General features: G+C 67.9%; 16 protein-coding genes. 7 read left to right on the plus strand and 9 right to left on the minus strand.

The features are described from left to right. Window positions 1-12: 12 nt before the first annotated feature. Window positions 13-1,575, minus strand: coding sequence for an AMP-binding protein (locus C5O79_RS08580; RefSeq protein WP_122474273.1), 1,563 nt, complete (start codon window positions 1,573-1,575; stop codon window positions 13-15). 239 nt (window positions 1,576-1,814) lie between these two features. Here C5O79_RS08580 and ybaK point away from each other — a divergent pair, with 239 nt between their 5' ends. Continuing rightward, on the plus strand, window positions 1,815-2,306 hold the full coding sequence (gene ybaK / locus C5O79_RS08585) for a Cys-tRNA(Pro) deacylase (protein WP_046544563.1): 492 nt from the start codon (window positions 1,815-1,817) through the stop codon (window positions 2,304-2,306). 108 nt (window positions 2,307-2,414) lie between these two features. Then, entirely contained in the window at window positions 2,415-3,053 is a 639-nt protein-coding gene (plsY, locus tag C5O79_RS08590) for a glycerol-3-phosphate 1-O-acyltransferase PlsY (protein WP_046544564.1), read from the plus strand. A gap of 79 nt (window positions 3,054-3,132) precedes the next feature. Here the strand turns inward: plsY and C5O79_RS08595 are convergent, their stop codons facing one another. Next, window positions 3,133-3,618 carry a YajQ family cyclic di-GMP-binding protein gene (locus C5O79_RS08595; protein WP_039368282.1) on the minus strand — a complete coding sequence of 162 codons (486 nt, stop codon included), beginning with the start codon at window positions 3,616-3,618 and terminating at the stop codon, window positions 3,133-3,135. 137 nt (window positions 3,619-3,755) lie between these two features. Here C5O79_RS08595 and murB point away from each other — a divergent pair, with 137 nt between their 5' ends. Then, a complete protein-coding gene (gene murB / locus C5O79_RS08600; RefSeq protein WP_046544565.1) occupies window positions 3,756-4,805 on the plus strand; it encodes a UDP-N-acetylmuramate dehydrogenase in 1,050 nt (349 codons plus the stop codon). Between the two features lie 90 nt (window positions 4,806-4,895). Here the strand turns inward: murB and argF are convergent, their stop codons facing one another. Then, the gene (gene argF / locus C5O79_RS08605) at window positions 4,896-5,825 is read right to left on the minus strand and encodes an ornithine carbamoyltransferase (RefSeq protein WP_046544566.1); all 930 of its coding nucleotides are present in this window, start codon (window positions 5,823-5,825) and stop codon (window positions 4,896-4,898) included. Between the two features lie 413 nt (window positions 5,826-6,238). Here argF and C5O79_RS08615 point away from each other — a divergent pair, with 413 nt between their 5' ends. Then, window positions 6,239-6,559 carry a DUF3579 domain-containing protein gene (locus C5O79_RS08615; RefSeq protein WP_039368274.1) on the plus strand — a complete coding sequence of 107 codons (321 nt, stop codon included), beginning with the start codon at window positions 6,239-6,241 and terminating at the stop codon, window positions 6,557-6,559. A gap of 157 nt (window positions 6,560-6,716) precedes the next feature. Here the strand turns inward: C5O79_RS08615 and rpsT are convergent, their stop codons facing one another. After that, window positions 6,717-6,989 (minus strand): 30S ribosomal protein S20, encoded by a 273-nt coding sequence (rpsT, locus tag C5O79_RS08620; protein ID WP_006482211.1) that lies wholly within the window; start codon window positions 6,987-6,989, stop codon window positions 6,717-6,719. 304 nt (window positions 6,990-7,293) lie between these two features. Between rpsT and murJ the strand changes: the two genes are divergently transcribed. Both murJ and C5O79_RS08630 read left to right on the plus strand, forming a co-directional pair. Next, window positions 7,294-8,844 (plus strand): murein biosynthesis integral membrane protein MurJ, encoded by a 1,551-nt coding sequence (murJ, locus tag C5O79_RS08625; RefSeq protein WP_046544567.1) that lies wholly within the window; start codon window positions 7,294-7,296, stop codon window positions 8,842-8,844. An 8-nt stretch (window positions 8,845-8,852) separates the two neighbouring features. Beyond that, the gene (locus C5O79_RS08630; protein ID WP_122474580.1) at window positions 8,853-9,695 is read left to right on the plus strand and encodes a SirB1 family protein; all 843 of its coding nucleotides are present in this window, start codon (window positions 8,853-8,855) and stop codon (window positions 9,693-9,695) included. 61 nt (window positions 9,696-9,756) lie between these two features. On the opposite strand, the gene C5O79_RS08635 is transcribed toward C5O79_RS08630, so the two are convergent. From C5O79_RS08635 to lpxK, 5 genes are all read right to left on the minus strand, one after another. Then, window positions 9,757-10,515, minus strand: coding sequence for an SDR family NAD(P)-dependent oxidoreductase (locus C5O79_RS08635; RefSeq protein ID WP_046544568.1), 759 nt, complete (start codon window positions 10,513-10,515; stop codon window positions 9,757-9,759). Window positions 10,516-10,811: 296 nt separating this feature from the next. Then, window positions 10,812-11,474, minus strand: a complete 663-nt coding sequence (gene adk / locus C5O79_RS08640; RefSeq protein ID WP_011352990.1) for an adenylate kinase — start codon at window positions 11,472-11,474, stop codon at window positions 10,812-10,814. Between the two features lie 208 nt (window positions 11,475-11,682). Next, window positions 11,683-12,468 carry a 3-deoxy-manno-octulosonate cytidylyltransferase gene (gene kdsB, locus C5O79_RS08645; RefSeq protein ID WP_122474272.1) on the minus strand — a complete coding sequence of 262 codons (786 nt, stop codon included), beginning with the start codon at window positions 12,466-12,468 and terminating at the stop codon, window positions 11,683-11,685. 109 nt (window positions 12,469-12,577) lie between these two features. Beyond that, the gene (locus C5O79_RS08650; protein WP_010090898.1) at window positions 12,578-12,772 is read right to left on the minus strand and encodes a Trm112 family protein; all 195 of its coding nucleotides are present in this window, start codon (window positions 12,770-12,772) and stop codon (window positions 12,578-12,580) included. Then, window positions 12,753-13,781 carry a tetraacyldisaccharide 4'-kinase gene (gene lpxK / locus C5O79_RS08655; protein WP_122474271.1) on the minus strand — a complete coding sequence of 343 codons (1,029 nt, stop codon included), beginning with the start codon at window positions 13,779-13,781 and terminating at the stop codon, window positions 12,753-12,755. The genes C5O79_RS08650 and lpxK overlap by 20 nt, the downstream gene beginning before the upstream one ends. A 450-nt stretch (window positions 13,782-14,231) precedes the next feature. On the opposite strand from lpxK, the gene xseA reads away from it, so the two are divergent. After that, entirely contained in the window at window positions 14,232-15,614 is a 1,383-nt protein-coding gene (gene xseA / locus C5O79_RS08660) for an exodeoxyribonuclease VII large subunit (RefSeq protein WP_046544571.1), read from the plus strand. The last annotated feature ends 175 nt before the right edge of the window (window positions 15,615-15,789 follow it).

Below are 15,789 nucleotides of genomic sequence, written 5' to 3' on the forward strand. Positions count from 1 at the left end.
GGCCTGCCCAAGTCAGACCAGTTCGCGCAGCTTGTGCTTCAGCACCTTGCCCGTCGACGCGGCCGGCAGCGCGTCGAGTACGCGGATGTGGGCGGGGCGTTTGTAAGGCGCGAGCCGCTCCGCGCACCAGGCGTGCAACGTCGCTTCGTCCGCCGTTGCGCCGGGCACCCGCTCGACGAACGCGAGCACTTCCTCGTTGCCTTCAACTGCGCGGCCGATGACGGCGGCCTGCACGACATCCGGATGCGCGTTCAGCACCTGCTCGACTTCGACCGGATAGACGTTGAAGCCCGACCGGATGATCAGTTCCTTGCTGCGGCCCGCGATCGTTACCGCACCGTCCGCCTCCTGCCGCGCGAGATCGCCGGTGCTCAGCCAGCCGTCCGGCGACACGGCCGCGTGCGTGGCGTCCGCGTTGCGGTAGTAGCCGAGCATCACGTTCGGACCGCGCACGCGGATCTCGCCGACTTCGCCCGGCGGCACGTCGGTGCCGTCCGGCGCGACGATCCGCATCTCCACGCCGGGAATCGGCACGCCGACCGAGCTGTCGGTGCGCGGCGCGTCGAGCGGCGTCTGCGTGATCGTCGGGCTGCTTTCGGTCATCCCGTAGCCATTGTGCAGCGGCACGCCGTACAGGCGCTCGACGCGCGCCTTCAGGTTCGCGTCGAGCGGCGAGCCGCCCGAATACGCGAAGCGCAGGCGCGGTGCGCGCCACGCGTGGCCGTGCGTGTGCAGGTGTTCGAGCAGCTTCGCGTGCATCGCGGGCACGCCCTGGAAGATCGTGACGCCTTCGTCGGCGAGCGCGACGCGCACGGCTTCCGGCGAGAAGCGCGGCGCGAGCCGCAGCGTCGCGCCCGCATACAGGCTTCCGAGGCAGACCGACGCGAGCCCGTATACGTGCGACACGGGCAGCACCGTGTAGACGACGTCGTCGGGCGACACGCGGCGCAGCATGCTCGACGCCGCCGCGATGAACAGCAGGTTGCGATGCGACAGCATCACGCCTTTCGGCGTGCCGGTCGTGCCGGTCGTGTAGATCAGCGCCGCGCATTGCGCGGCGCCGTCGGCGGCGACCGGTTCGCCCGGCGCGCTCGGGTCGACGCGGTACGACCATGCGCCGATGTCGACCGGCAGCGTGCCGGCAGGTGTCGCGCCGAGCCGTTCGGCATGCGTGCACGCGTCGGACGATGCGTCGGTGGTGAACGCGATCAGCTTCGGCCGTGCGTGCGCGGCGATCACGTCGAGCTCGCTGGCGGACAGCCGCGCGTTCGACACAAGCGCCCACGCGTCGAGGCGGGCTGCCGCGAACAGCAGCACGATCTGCGCGACGCAGTTTTCGGCAACGATCATCACGCGGTCGCCGCCTTTCACGCCGAGGTTGGCGAGCAGCGCGGCGGCGGCATCGACGGCCCGCGACAGGTCGCCGTACGACAGGCGGCGCGCGTCCTCGATCAGCGCCGGATGCGCGGGCGCGTGCGCGGCCCGGCGTGCGGGCACGTCGGCGATGCGGTGAGGCAGCGCGGCGAGCAATGCGTCGACGTCGAGCGGCTCGGAAGAACGGAGGGGCGAGGGCATGGCGTCTCCAGAAAAGGGGCGGGCGGCGGCTGACGAGGTTGGCGAACGATCGTGCCATGACGGCGGGCGCGCCACAATCGGCCATTCGGGCAATAGCGCTTCGCGATGCCCGCAATGATGATGGGCGGAATCGTTGCGGCGCAGCAGCAGGCCGCCCGGCGGAAAACGGGCCGCGAGTATACCGCCGGCGCGAGCGCACGATTGCGCGCTCGCCGGTCGTTCACCATTAAAATGCCGCCATGAGCAAATCCAGGCATGTGTCCGAAACCCCGGCCACCCAGTTGCTGCGCCGCCACGGTGTTGCGTTCGGCGAGCATCCGTACGACTACGTCGAGCACGGCGGCACCGGCGAATCGGCGCGCCAGCTCGGCGTCGACGAGCACAGCGTCGTGAAGACGCTCGTGATGGAAGATGAACACGCGAAGCCGCTGATCGTGTTGATGCACGGCGACCGCACCGTGTCGACGAAGAACCTCGCGCGGCAGATCGGCGCGAAGCGCATCGAGCCGTGCAAGCCCGAGGTCGCGAACCGCCATTCGGGCTATCTCGTCGGCGGCACGTCGCCGTTCGGCACGCGCAAGACGATGCCCGTCTACGTCGAGGCGACGATCCTCGAGCTGCCGACGATCTACCTGAACGGCGGGCGTCGCGGCTACCTCGTCAGCCTCGCGCCGGCCGTGCTCACGTCGCTGCTCGGCGCGCAGCCGGTGCAGTGCGCCAGTGTCGACTGAGGGTTTCACCTTCGTGGCAGGCCGCGCGCGTTCGGTAGAATGGGCGCCGTTTCGGCGTGCCGCGCGCAGCCGTCCCTTTACCGATACGTTGAAAGAAGAGTCCTCCGCATGCAGATCCTGCTCGCCGCCCTCGTTGCCTACCTGATCGGTTCGGTGTCGTTCGCCGTCGTCGTCAGCGGCGCGATGGGCCTGGCCGACCCGCGTTCGTACGGGTCGAAGAATCCCGGCGCGACCAACGTGCTGCGCAGCGGCAACAAGAAGGCCGCGATCCTGACGCTCGTCGGCGATGCATTCAAGGGCTGGATTGCCGTCTGGCTCGCCCGGCGCTTCGGCCTGCCCGACGTCGCGGTCGCATGGGTCGCGATCGCCGTGTTCCTCGGCCACCTGTATCCGGTGTTCTTCCGCTTCCAGGGCGGCAAGGGCGTCGCGACCGCGGCCGGTGTGCTGCTCGCGGTGCACCCGGTGCTCGGGCTCGCGACCGCGCTGACCTGGCTGATCGTCGCGTTCTTCTTCCGCTATTCGTCGCTCGCGGCGCTGGTGGCGGCCGTGTTCGCACCGGTGTTCGACGTGTTCCTGTTCGGCACGGGCCACAACCCGGTCGCATGGGCCGTGCTTGCGATGAGCGTGCTGCTCGTGTGGCGTCACCGCGGCAACATTGCGAAGCTGCTGGCGGGGCAGGAAAGCCGGATCGGCGACAAGAAGAAAGCGGCCGCGGATGGCGGCACGCAGGACGGCGGGAAAGCCTGAGGAAGCGCGGCGCTTGCCGCATGCCGGGCGCACCGCGTATGCGGGGCCCGGCGGGATCACGGGACGGATCGCCCGGCGATCAGTCGCGGAAGTTGTTGAAGTCGAGCGGCGTGTCGGTCACGTCCTTGCGCAGCATCGCGATCACGCTCTGCAGGTCGTCGCGCTTCGTGCCGTTGACGCGCACCGCGTCGCCCTGGATGCTCGCCTGCACCTTGATCTTGCTGTCCTTCACGAGGCGCACGATCTTCTTTGCGAGATCCCCGGTCACGCCTTTCTTCACGGTGACGATCTGCTTGACCTTGTCGCCGCCGATCTTCTCGACCTTGCCGTAGTCGAGGAAGCGCACGTCGACGTTGCGCTTGGCCAGCTTGCCGATCAGCACGTCCTTGACCTGGCCGAGCTTGAAATCGTCATCGGCGAACAGCGTCAGCTCGCGTTCCTTCTGCTCGACGCGCGCGTCGGAGCCCTTGAAGTCGAAGCGCGTCGAAATTTCCTTGTTCGACTGCTCGATGGCGTTCTTCACTTCGATCATGTTCGCTTCGGAAACGACGTCGAACGATGGCATGGCATTCCTCCCTTGAGATGCGGGCACCCGGCTCGCGCGCGGGCACTCGCTATAATTGCGGACTGTTTGCCATTTTACCGATGCCCCTCCGTTTGCCCAAGGCCGGCCATGCGCCGCCCGGGCGGACGTGGCCGCGAATGCCGATGCCTCCTGACGATTCCGCCCTGTCGCTGCTTCCCGACCACCCGCTCGCCGCGCACAACACGTTCGGCATCGCCGCGACCGCGCGCTTTGCCGCGCGCATCACGCATGCGTCGCAGTTCGAGGCGCTCCATCGCGACCCGCGTGTCGCGCACCTGCCGCAGCTCGTGCTCGGCGGCGGCAGCAACGTCGTGTTCACCCGCGATTTCGACGGCGTCGTGCTGCTCGACGAGATCGCCGGCCGCCGCGTCGTGCGCGAGGACGACGACGCGTGGTACGTCGAGGCCGGCGGCGGCGAGAACTGGCACGCATTCGTCGCCTGGACGCTCGAGCACGGGATGGCGGGCCTCGAGAACCTCGCGCTGATACCCGGCACGGTCGGCGCCGCGCCGATCCAGAACATCGGCGCATACGGCCTCGAGATGAAGGCGTATTTCGACTCGCTGGTCGCGGTCGAGCTGGCGACGGGGCGCAGCGAGCGCTTCGACGCCGCGCGCTGCGCGTTCGGCTATCGCGACAGCTTCTTCAAGCGGGAAGGGCGCGGCCGGTTCGCGATCGTGTCGGTGACGTTCCGGTTGCCGAAGCAATGGGCACCGCGGCTCGGCTACGCGGACGTCACGCGCGAACTCGACGCCCGCGGCATTGCACCCGATGCGGCCGCGGCGCGCGACGTGTTCGACGCGGTCGTCGCGATCCGCCGCGCGAAGCTGCCCGATCCGCTCGTCCTCGGCAACGCGGGCAGTTTCTTCAAGAATCCGGTGATCGACGCCGCGCAGTTCGACGCGCTGCGCGAGCGCGCGCCGGAAGTCGTGTCGTATCCGCAGCCGGACGGGCAGGTCAAACTTGCGGCCGGCTGGCTGATCGACCGCTGCGGCTGGAAGGGGCGCGCGCTGGGCGCGGCGGCCGTGCACGACCGCCAGGCACTCGTACTCGTCAATCGCGGCGGCGCGACGGGCGCCGACGTGCTCGCGCTGGCACGGGCGATCCAGGCCGACGTGCGCGCGCAATTCGGCGTCGAGCTGGAGGCGGAGCCGGTCTGCCTGTAACGCGGGTTTGGCGCCGCTTTCTGCATGCCCAAACAAAAAAGCGCCGATCGTTGATCGGCGCTTTTTTTTACGCGTGTGCGTTCCGGCGGTTCAGTGCTTGAGGCGGCCGAGCAGCAGGAACTCCATCAGCGCCTTCTGCACGTGCAGGCGGTTTTCCGCTTCATCCCACACGACGCTCTGCGGGCCGTCGATCACGCCGGCCGTCACTTCCTCGCCGCGATGCGCGGGCAGGCAGTGCATGAAGAGGGCGTCCGGGTTCGCATGGCCCATCATTTCCTCGTCGACGCACCAGTCGGCGAATGCCTGCATGCGGGCCTCGTTCTCGGCCTCGAAGCCCATGCTCGTCCACACGTCGGTGGTGACGAGGTCGGCGCCCTTGCAGGCTTCGTTCGGATCGTCGAACACTTCGTAGAACGGCGCGCTGTCGGGCGACACGAGCTTCATGTCGAGCGCGTAGCCGGGCGGCGTGGACAGGCGCAGCTTGAAGCCGAGGATCTGCGCGGCTTCGATCCACGTGTAGAGCATGTTGTTCGCATCGCCGACCCAGGCAACGGTCTTGCCGGCGATCGGGCCGCGGTGCTCGTAGTACGTGAAGATGTCGGCGAGCACCTGGCACGGGTGGTACTCGTTCGTCAGGCCGTTGATCACCGGCACGCGGGAATTGTCCGCGAAGCGCTTGATGACCTCCTGCTCGAACGTACGGATCATGATGATGTCGACCATGCGCGAGATGACCTGCGCGGAATCCTCGACGGGTTCGCCGCGGCCGAGCTGCGTGTCGCGCGTGCTCATGAAGACGGCGTGGCCGCCGAGCTGGAAGATCCCGGCCTCGAACGACAGGCGCGTGCGCGTCGAGCTCTTCTCGAAGATCATCGCGAGCGTGCGGTCGTGCAGCGGGTGGTAGGTCTCGTAGTTCTTGAACTTGCGCTTCAGGATACCCGTGCGTTCGAGCACGTACTCGTAGTCTTCCAGCGAGAAATCCTTGAACTGCAGGTAGTGACGAATGGTTTTGGTGGTCATGAAGCGAAATACGGCGGGTTGCACCCGGCAGCAAGGCCGGACGGCGCCGCCGTCGGGTGTGGATAACTCAAAGCAGCATAAAGGATTTTCTGTGCTTTGACGAGCCGCGGAGAGAAGCGGGGCGCGATCGCCGCGCGCGGCAAGCGATGCGGGAGGAGGGGTGTCGGGACGGCGCGCGATGGCGCGCTGCGGTATAATTCAAAAGTTTTCTCCAGCCCGGCAGGCAAGCCTCCTCGCGCTCTGCCGGACACAAGCCGTGCGCTGCACAAATCCGGTGCAGTCCGCCGGTGGCGCGCGCCGACGTCCTGTTTTCGGGATATCGGAATGCTTGTGCCGCCGTCCGTTTCAGCTTTGTGTTCGCGTATCCAGGCGCCGTTGCCTGGACATCGCCGGGCCGTCACTTGGGTAACCACATGGCTGAAACCCCTCCGACCGAATTCTTCATCCAGGGCATCACGAAAGACGGGAAAAAGTTTCGCCCGAGCGACTGGTCGGAACGTCTGGCCGGTGTGATGGCCTGCTTCGGGCCGGGGGCGAGCGGGCCCAACGCGCGCCTCAAGTATTCGCTCTACGTGCGTCCGACGATGCTCGGCGACCTGAAATGCGTGATCCTCGATTCCCGGCTGCGCGACGTGGAGCCGATGGCGTTCGATTTCGTGCTGAATTTCGCGAAGGACAACAACCTCGTCGTGACCGAGGCGTGCGAACTGCCGGACTACGGCGTGAAGAAGTGATGCCGGTGCGGGCGAGCGTGCTTGCCGCGCCCGCCCTCGTGGCAACTGTCGTCGGCTTGCAGGATGCGCCGGCGACAGGCGACAAAAAAGCCCGCCTAGGCGGGCTTTTTTGCGATCGCAGGAAACAGGAACGCCCGCGTGAGCGGGCGCACCGGATTTACGCTGCTGCCTGCAGACCCTTGACGGCTGCGGCCAGGCGGCTCTTGCTGCGAGCGGCCTTGTTCTTGTGAACGATCTTCTTGTCGGCGATCGTGTCGATCGTCTTCACGGCAGCCTTGAACAGCTCGGCAGCCTTTGCCTGGTCGCCGGCTTCAACAGCCTTGCGAACCGACTTGATCGCGGTACGGAATTTCGAGCGCAGCGCCGAGTTGTGCGAGTTTGCCTTCGCGGCCTGGCGGGCGCGCTTGCGTGCTTGTGCGGAGTTAGCCATGACGGTTCCTTATCCTGTCCTGTTTCCAGAGCTTGGAGCCTGACGGCCAAGCGCTGCTTTTCGATCCGTCCCCTGAGAACGATTGCCCAGGGGCGCATAAAAAAACGGTGATTTTAACCGAGGCAGGGACATGAAAACGGCAGTTGCCGTGCATGTACGAGCCCAGAAACCGGCGATTATAGCAACAAAATCAAGCGCGTGGCAAGTTCAACATGACACCCGCCGAGGAGGGCGCCGCACGCGTGTGCGCTTTTCGGCATCGGCCGCTGGCCGGGCCACGCAACGTCCGTATAATAAGCGCCCCATGAATCTATTCCGAGCCCTGCTGACGGTCAGCGGCTTCACGCTGCTGTCGCGCGTGACCGGACTGGCCCGCGAGACGCTGATCGCCCGTGCGTTCGGCGCCAGTCAATACACCGACGCGTTCTACGTCGCCTTCCGTATCCCGAACCTGCTGCGCCGCCTGTCTGCCGAAGGCGCGTTCTCGCAGGCGTTCGTGCCGATCCTTGCCGAGTTCAAGAACCAGCAGGGGCATGATGCGACGAAAGCGCTCGTCGACGCGATGTCCACCGTGCTGGCGTGGGCGCTTGCCGTGCTGTCGGTGGTCGGGATCGCCGGCGCATCGTGGGTCGTGTTCGCGGTCGCGTCCGGCCTGCACACCGACGGGCAGGCGTTCCCGCTCGCGGTCACGATGACGCAGATCATGTTCCCGTACATCGTGTTCATCTCGCTGACGACGCTCGCCTCCGGCGTGCTGAACACGTACAAGAGCTTCTCGCTGCCCGCGTTCGCGCCGGTGCTGCTCAACGTCGCGTTCATCGCCGCGGCCGTGTTCGTCGCGCCGCACCTGAAGGTGCCGGTGTTTGCGTTGGCATGGGCCGTCATCGTCGGCGGCGTGCTGCAGTTCCTCGTGCAGCTGCCGGGCCTGAAGAAGATCGACATGGTGCCGCTGATCGGCCTCAACCCGCTGCGCGCGCTGCGCCACCCGGGCGTGAAACGCGTGCTCGCAAAGATGGTGCCCGCGACGTTCGCGGTGTCGGTCGCGCAACTGTCGCTGATCATCAACACCAACATCGCGTCGCGGCTCGGGCAGGGCGCCGTGTCGTGGATCAACTACGCCGACCGCCTGATGGAATTCCCGACGGCGCTGCTCGGCGTCGCGCTCGGCACGATCCTGCTGCCGAGCCTGTCGAAGGCGCACGTCGATGCCGATTCGCACGAGTATTCGGCGCTGCTCGACTGGGGCCTGCGCGTCACGTTCCTGCTCGCGGCGCCGAGTGCGCTCGCGCTGTTCTTCTTCGCAACGCCGCTCACCGCGACCCTGTTCAACTACGGCAAGTTCGACGCGCACACCGTCACGATGGTCGCGCGCGCGCTGGCGACCTACGGGATCGGCCTCGTCGGCATCATCCTGATCAAGATCCTCGCGCCGGGCTTCTATGCGAAGCAGGACATCAAGACGCCCGTGAAGATCGCGATCGGCGTGCTGATCGTCACGCAGATCTCGAACTACGTGTTCGTGCCGCTGATCGGCCACGCGGGCCTGACGCTGAGCATCGGCGTCGGCGCGTGCCTGAACTCGCTGCTGCTGTTCATCGGGTTGCGCAAGCGCGGCATCTACCAGCCGTCGCCGGGCTGGCTGCGCTTCTTCGTGCAGCTGATCGGCGCGGCGCTCGTGCTCGCCGGCCTGATGCACTGGCTGTCGATCAGCTTCGACTGGACCGGGATGCGTACGCAGCCGCTCGATCGCATCGCGCTGATGGCCGCGTGCCTCGTGCTGTTCGCTGCACTATATTTCGGTATGTTGTGGGTGATGGGCTTCAAATACGCTTATTTCAGAAGGCGCGCCAAGTGACGACCGCAATGACCCGCGTCCTCGACTACTTCAGCACGCTCGTGGCGGACGACGACAGTCTGCCCGTCACGGAAGCGGCGCTGTCGGTGGCGCAGGACGCGTATCCCGACCTCGACCTGCAGGGCACGCTGGCCGAACTCGACGTGCTGGCGGCGCGGTTGCGCCGGCGGCTCACGGACGATGCGGACCTGAAGGGCCGCGTCGCCGCACTGAACGATTTCTTCTTCCGCGAGCTCGGCTTCGCGTGCAATCACAACGACTACTACGACCCCGATAACAGCCACCTGAACGCCGTGCTGAAGCGGCGGCGCGGGATCCCGATCTCGCTGTCGGTGCTGTATCTGGAGCTCGCCGAGCAGATCGGCGTGCCGGCGCGCGGCGTGTCGTTCCCCGGTCATTTCCTGCTGCGCGTCACGCTGCCGGACGGCGACCTGATCATCGATCCGGCCAACGGCCATTCGCTGTCCGAAGCCGAGATGGTCGAGATGCTCGAGCCGTACGTCGCGCGAGCGGCCGGTGCGGTCGACAGCGCGTTGCGCGCGCTGCTGCAGCCGGCGACGAGCCGCGAGATCATCGCGCGGATGCTGCGCAACCTGAAGACGATCTATCTTCAGACGGAACGCTGGCAGCGGCTGCTCGCGGTGCAGCAGCGGCTCGTGATCCTGTTGCCCGGGCACCTCGACGAAGTCCGCGACCGCGGTTTCGCGTATGCGCGGCTCGATTACCTGCGCCCGGCGCTCGAGGATCTCGAACAGTACCTCGGCGAGCGGCCGGACGCGGACGACGCCACCGTGGTCGAGTCGCAGGTGACCGAATTGCGGCAGCGGATGCAGCGCGACGGCGAGGACTGAGCTACCGCGACGCTGCCGGGACCCTGAATGAAAAACGCCCGCATCGCGGGCTTTTTTATGCCTATTTCGGCTGCATCCGAATCGCGCCGTCGAGGCGGATCACTTCACCGTTGAGCATCGGATTCTCGACGATCTGGCGCACCAGCAGCGCGTATTCGGCCGGTTTGCCGAGCCGCGGCGGGAACGGCACCATCGCGCCGAGCGCGTCCTGCACGTCCTGCGGCATGCCGAGCAGCATCGGTGTCTCGAACAGGCCGGGCGCGATCGTCATCACACGGATGCCGCTGCGCGACAGGTCGCGCGCGATCGGCAGCGTCATGCCCGCGACACCGGCTTTCGACGCGGCGTACGCGGCCTGGCCGATCTGCCCGTCGAACGCGGCAACCGACGCGGTGCTGACGATCACGCCGCGCTCGCCGTCCGCGGTCGGCGCGGTGGCAGCCATCGCGGCGGCCGCGAGCCGGATCATGTTGAATGTGCCCACGAGGTTCACGTTGATCGTCTTCGCGAACACGTCGAGCGGATGCGCGCCGTCCTTGCCGACGGTCTTCGCGGCGGGCGCGATGCCCGCGCAGTTCACGAGGCCGCGCAGCGTGCCGGCTTGCGTTGCCGCGCTGACGGCCGCGTGCGCGTCGGCTTCGCTCGACACGTCGCAGTGCACGAAGATGCCGCCCAGTTCGGTCGCGAGCGCCGTGCCCGCCGCGTCGTTCAGGTCGGCGAGCACGACCGTGCCGCCTGCCTGCGCGAGCATCCGCGCCGTGCCGGCGCCGAGGCCCGATGCGCCGCCCGTGATCAGAAACACGTTGCCGCGAATTTCCATGACTGTCTCCGTTGTTGAGCGCCCGTGGCGCTTCAGGCGCTCAGGGCGGACCCATCCAAGGTGGTCGACCGCTGCTGGCGCCTCGGCGCTGGTTGCGGTGCCGCGCAATGCGGCTGCGTGGTTCGATGCCGTGCGATCGGTTGAGATGCCGGCGCCCGGGTAACGGGAGCGCCCGCACCCGACCGATTGTACGGGGCACGCTTGCGCGACGGCGAGACCGGAGCGGTCGTGCGAAGTCCGCCCGGGCAAAAAAAAACCGCCCGGAAAGGGCGGCTTGCGGGTGCGCGATGCGCTGCTTACTTCAGTGCGCCAAACGCGCGCTCGCGGATTTCCTCGACGCTGCCGAGGCCCGAGATCTTGCGATACTGCGGTGCCTTCAGGCCGTTTTCCTCGCCGCGCTGCGCCCAGTCGCCGTAGTACGTGATCAGCGGCTTGGTCTGCGCTTCGTACACTTCGAGACGCTTCTTGACGGTTTCTTCCTTGTCGTCGTCGCGCTGGATCAGCGGCTCGCCCGTCACGTCGTCATGGCCTTCGACCTTCGGCGGGTTGAACTTGACGTGGTACGTGCGGCCCGATGCCGGGTGCGTGCGGCGGCCGCTCATGCGCTCGATGATTTCCGAGAACGGCACATCGATCTCGAGCACGTAGTCGATCGCGACGCCGGCTTCCTTCATGGCGTCAGCCTGCGCGATCGTGCGCGGGAAACCGTCGAACAGATAGCCGTTCGCGCAGTCGGATTCCTTCAGGCGTTCCTTGACGAGGCCGATGATCAGCGCGTCCGGCACGAGCTTGCCGGCGTCCATGTAGCCCTTCGCCTCGACGCCGAGCGGCGTGCCGGCCTTGACGGCCGCGCGCAGCATGTCGCCCGTCGAGATTTGCGGGATGCCGAATTTTTCCTTGATGAAGTTTGCCTGGGTGCCCTTTCCCGCGCCGGGCGCGCCCAACAGGATCAAACGCATGGTGATATCTCCAGTATGTAGATTCGTGTGGCGAGACGAAAAAAGCGCCGGCGACGGTGTGCGCGGGGCTTGCCTGGCGCGTGGCGGGCCGGTCTGATGCGGCGCGTCGGGTTGAGCGACGCGCGGCTGCCGGCAGGGCCGCGGGCGGGGTCAAGCGAGGACGCGCTGGTCGCGGACGGCTCGCACAATCGCCTGATTATGCCACGGGTTATTTTGATGACGGCTGAAAAAGGGCCCGCACGCGTGCTAGATCGGCCGGCGTGTCGATTCCCGCTTCCGGCGCGGACTCGGTGATCAGCACTGCGATGCGCTCGCCGTGCCAGAGCGCGCGCAGCTGTTCGAGCTGCTCGGCCTGTTCGATCGGCGCCTGCGCGAGCGTCGGATAGGTGCGCAGGAAACGCGCGCGATAGGCATAGAGGCCGATGTGCCGATAGACCGGGAAGGCCGGTGCAGGCATGGCCGCGACGTCGGGCCAGTGCGGCTGGTATGCGTCCCGGCTCCACGGAATCGGCGCGCGCGAGAAGTACAGCGCGACGCTCTGCGCGTCGAGCGCGACCTTCACCACGTTCGGGTTGAACACGTCGGCCGCGTCGTGGATCGGGTGGGCGGCCGTCGCAATCGCGCAGGCCGGATGGGCCGCGAGGTGCGACGCTACGTCGCGCACGAGCACGGGGTCGATCAGCGGCTCGTCGCCCTGCACGTTGACGACGACGGTGTCGTCGCTCCACCCGAACGTCGCCGCGACTTCCGCGAGCCGGTCGGTGCCGGACGGATGGTCGGCGCGCGTCAGCACCGCTTCGAAGCCGTGATCGCGGGCCGCATCGAGCACGCTCTGCGCGTCGGACGCGACCAGCACCTGCTGCGCGCCCGCTTCGAGCGCGCGCTCGGCGACGCGCACGACCATCGGCTTGCCGCCGAGATCGGCGAGCGGCTTGTTCGGGAGCCGCGTCGACGCGAGCCGGGCGGGAATGACGGCGATGAAGGGTTGAGTCATCGGGGAGGGCGGTGAGAAGAGCGGAGCGGGCGGCGCGTCTGGTGCGGGCCGCCCGCGGGTTCGGCGCCCTCGCTGCGGACGGGCCGCGGCGAGGGCCGGGTCGGGCAGCTTAGCGGCCGGCCGGGTCGACCGGCGTGCCTTCGACGGTCTGGCGCGCCTCGTCGACCAGCATCACGGGGATGCCGTCGCGGATCGGGTAGGCGAGCTTGTCCGCGTTGCAGATCAGCTCCTGCGCGGCACGGTCATAGTGGAGCGGGCCTTTGCAGATAGGGCACACAAGGATTTCAAGCAGGCGAGCGTCCACGGAGTTTCTCCACAACGAGGGCAATGAGGCGAGGGTCGAGCGCGGCTTCGACGGGGACAACCCACAGTCGGGCGTCGCGCCAGGAAGCGCCCAATTTTACTGCATCCTTCTCGGTGATCAGGATCGCATCGACGGCGTCGTCGACGAACGGATTGTCGGCGAACGCGTAGTGGTCGGGGAGCGCGCGCGTCGCGGGCGCGAGACCGGCCGCGCGCAGCGTCGCGAAGAAGCGTTCCGGCGCGCCGATGCCGGCCGCGGCGAGCACGCGCTCGTTCGCGAATTGCGACAGCGGGCGGCGCAGCGCGGGCTGGTCGAGGTGCCACGCGGCGCCCGGCGTGAGCGCGAGCGAATAGGTGTCGGGCCACGGCGGCAGCGCGCCGCTGTACGGATCGTTGACGAGCGTGGCGTCGCGGTGCCGCGACAGCGGCTCGCGCAACGGTCCGGCCGGCAGCAGGAAGCCGTTTCCGCCGAGCCGGTGGTCGAACACGACGAGCTCGACCGTGCGCGCGAGACGGTAATGCTGCAGGCCGTCGTCGCTGACGATCACGTCGACGTCCGGATGCGCGGCGCGCAGCGCCTGCGCGGCCGCGACGCGATCCGGGCAGACCCAGACTGGCGCGCCGGTGCGGCGTGCGATCAGGAGCGGTTCGTCGCCGCCCGCGCTGGCGCGCGATGCGGGCGTGACGGCGGTCGGCGCCTTCACGTTCGCACCGTAGCCGCGCGACACGATGCCGGGCGTGAAGCCGGCCGCTCGCAACGCGTCGACGAGGGCGATCACGGTCGGCGTCTTGCCGGTGCCGCCGACGGTCACGTTGCCGACCACGACGACGGGCACGCCGACGTCGACCGGCTTCTTCCAGCCCTGCGCGTAGGCGGCGCGCCGCAGCGCCGCGCACAGGCCGAACACGCATGCGAACGGCGTGAGCGCCCACGCGAGCGCGCCGCGGCGCTGCCATTCGCGCGTCAGGCGGGCTTCGAGCCGGGCGAGCGGGCCGTCGGGCGCGCTCATCGGGCCGGGCGCGGCAGGTCGTGCGCCGCGGCGTGGGACGGATTCGTCAAGGCGGATTCTCCGTTGGGCGGCGCATGCCGCGGGGTCTGCGGAAGGCGGCACTCTAGCGCGCCGCAGGCGGGCGCGGCAAGCGCGACCGGCCGCCGCAGCCTGCGGGGCCGGATCGTGGCGGCTTGTGGATAACTCTGTGAAAAACTCCTCGCTCGATGACGTCAAACGCCCGCCGGGTGGGCTTCGAATCGGATGAGAATCATTCAGAAAGATTTAAAAATATATAAAAATCAATGCGTTACAGATAATCGTCTGGATTTTTCAGCGGTTTTTTCGCGTTTTAGGCCGATGATTGCCAAAGTGTGGACACCTTCCGAACGTCACGGTACATGCGGCCGGCGCTGGACGTCGCGCGCGTGTCGGACTATCGTGTCGCCGCCAGCATTCATCCGACCGTCCATGCCTTCCGACTCCCCATTTGCCGCACCGGGCGCGACCCGCGGCGGCGACGAAGTGATTCCCGTTTCAGCGCTCAATCGCGCGATTTCGACGATGCTCGAGCGCTCGTTTCCGCTGCTGTGGATTTCGGGCGAAGTGTCGAATTTCACGCGCGCCGCGAGCGGCCACTGGTATTTCTCGATCAAGGACCAGCAGGCGCAGATGCGCTGCGTGATGTTCCGCGGCCGCGCGCAATACGCGGAGTTCACGCCGCGCGAAGGTGACCGGATCGAAGTGCGCGCGGTCGTCACGATGTACGAGCCGCGCGGCGAAGTGCAGCTCAATGTGGAAGCCGTGCGGCGCACCGGGCAGGGGCGCCTGTACGAGGCGTTCCTGCGGCTGAAGGCGCAGCTCGAGAGCGAGGGACTGTTCGCGCCCGAGCGCAAGCGGCCGCTGCCGGCCCACCCGCGCGCGATCGGCATCGTCACGTCGCTGCAGGCGGCTGCGCTGCGCGACGTGCTGACCACGCTCGCCCGTCGCGCGCCGCACATTCCGGTGATCGTCTATCCGGCGCCCGTGCAGGGCGCCGGTTCCGCCGAAAAGCTCGTGGCGGCCGTCGAGACCGCGAATGCGCGCCGCGAGGTCGACGTGTTGCTGGTCTGTCGCGGCGGCGGGTCGATCGAGGATCTGTGGTCGTTCAACGACGAGGCGCTGGCGCGTGCGATCGCGGCGAGCGAACTGCCGGTCGTCAGCGGCGTCGGGCACGAAACCGATTTCACGATCGCGGACTTCGCGGCCGACGTGCGCGCGCCGACGCCGACCGGTGCCGCCGAGCTGGCGAGCCCGCAGCGCGCGCTGCTGCTGCGCGAGGTCGGCGAGCGCCAGCGTGCGCTCGCACGCGGCATGGAGCGCCGGCTCGAACAGCGCGCGCAGCAGCTCGACTGGCTCGCGCGCAGGCTGGTGAGCCCGGCCGAGCGGTTGCAGCGGCAGCGCACGCACGTCGAGCAACTCGCGGTGCGGCTTGCGTCGGCGGCGTCGCGGCCGGTGCGCGACGCGCGCGCGCGGTTCGCGCTCGCGCAGCTGCGCTGGCAGCGCGCGCGCCCCGATCCGTCGCAGGCGCGCCAGGCGCTCGCGGGGCTGTCGCAGCGTCTTGCGCTGGCCTTGCAGCGCCGTCACGAACGCGACACGGCTCGCGTGTCAGCCTGTGCGGCGCGGCTCGAGGTGCTGAGCCCGCAGCGCACGCTCGAGCGCGGCTATGCGGCGCTGATCGATGCGCAGACGGGCCGTGCGGTGCGCACGCCGAACGCGCTGAAGCCGCAGCGCCGGCTGACCGTGCATCTCGCGGAAGGCTCGGCCGACGTGTCGATCGCCGACGTGCAGCCGCGGCTGACGGATACGATCTGACGTAACGAGGTGCAAGCGGAGCGAAGGTTGTCGCAACGGACGCATCGTGCACGGGAACGGATGCTGCTCATCGTCCGGTTCGTCCTGCCGGACGTTGCGCAAACATCGCTTTTCCGCATACCGCGGATAAATGGCCCGTGAGTTTGCGGGGTTATTCGTCCTCGCCTACAATCGG

Source organism: Burkholderia sp. SRS-25, assembly GCF_004343765.1.
In the GTDB taxonomy this organism is placed as follows: Bacteria; Pseudomonadota; Gammaproteobacteria; order Burkholderiales; family Burkholderiaceae; genus Burkholderia; species Burkholderia contaminans.

Coding starts and splice junctions, on each gene's coding strand:
- C5O79_RS08580 (WP_122474273.1), bottom strand. CDS start 1,575: ATGCCCTCGCCCCTCCGTTCTTCCGAGCCGCTCGACGTCGACGCATTG.
- ybaK (WP_046544563.1), top strand. CDS start 1,815: ATGAGCAAATCCAGGCATGTGTCCGAAACCCCGGCCACCCAGTTGCTG.
- plsY (WP_046544564.1), top strand. CDS start 2,415: ATGCAGATCCTGCTCGCCGCCCTCGTTGCCTACCTGATCGGTTCGGTG.
- C5O79_RS08595 (WP_039368282.1), bottom strand. CDS start 3,618: ATGCCATCGTTCGACGTCGTTTCCGAAGCGAACATGATCGAAGTGAAG.
- murB (WP_046544565.1), top strand. CDS start 3,756: ATGCCGATGCCTCCTGACGATTCCGCCCTGTCGCTGCTTCCCGACCAC.
- argF (WP_046544566.1), bottom strand. CDS start 5,825: ATGACCACCAAAACCATTCGTCACTACCTGCAGTTCAAGGATTTCTCG.
- C5O79_RS08615 (WP_039368274.1), top strand. CDS start 6,239: ATGGCTGAAACCCCTCCGACCGAATTCTTCATCCAGGGCATCACGAAA.
- rpsT (WP_006482211.1), bottom strand. CDS start 6,989: ATGGCTAACTCCGCACAAGCACGCAAGCGCGCCCGCCAGGCCGCGAAG.
- murJ (WP_046544567.1), top strand. CDS start 7,294: ATGAATCTATTCCGAGCCCTGCTGACGGTCAGCGGCTTCACGCTGCTG.
- C5O79_RS08630 (WP_122474580.1), top strand. CDS start 8,853: ATGACCCGCGTCCTCGACTACTTCAGCACGCTCGTGGCGGACGACGAC.
- C5O79_RS08635 (WP_046544568.1), bottom strand. CDS start 10,515: ATGGAAATTCGCGGCAACGTGTTTCTGATCACGGGCGGCGCATCGGGC.
- adk (WP_011352990.1), bottom strand. CDS start 11,474: ATGCGTTTGATCCTGTTGGGCGCGCCCGGCGCGGGAAAGGGCACCCAG.
- kdsB (WP_122474272.1), bottom strand. CDS start 12,468: ATGACTCAACCCTTCATCGCCGTCATTCCCGCCCGGCTCGCGTCGACG.
- lpxK (WP_122474271.1), bottom strand. CDS start 13,781: ATGAGCGCGCCCGACGGCCCGCTCGCCCGGCTCGAAGCCCGCCTGACG.
- xseA (WP_046544571.1), top strand. CDS start 14,232: ATGCCTTCCGACTCCCCATTTGCCGCACCGGGCGCGACCCGCGGCGGC.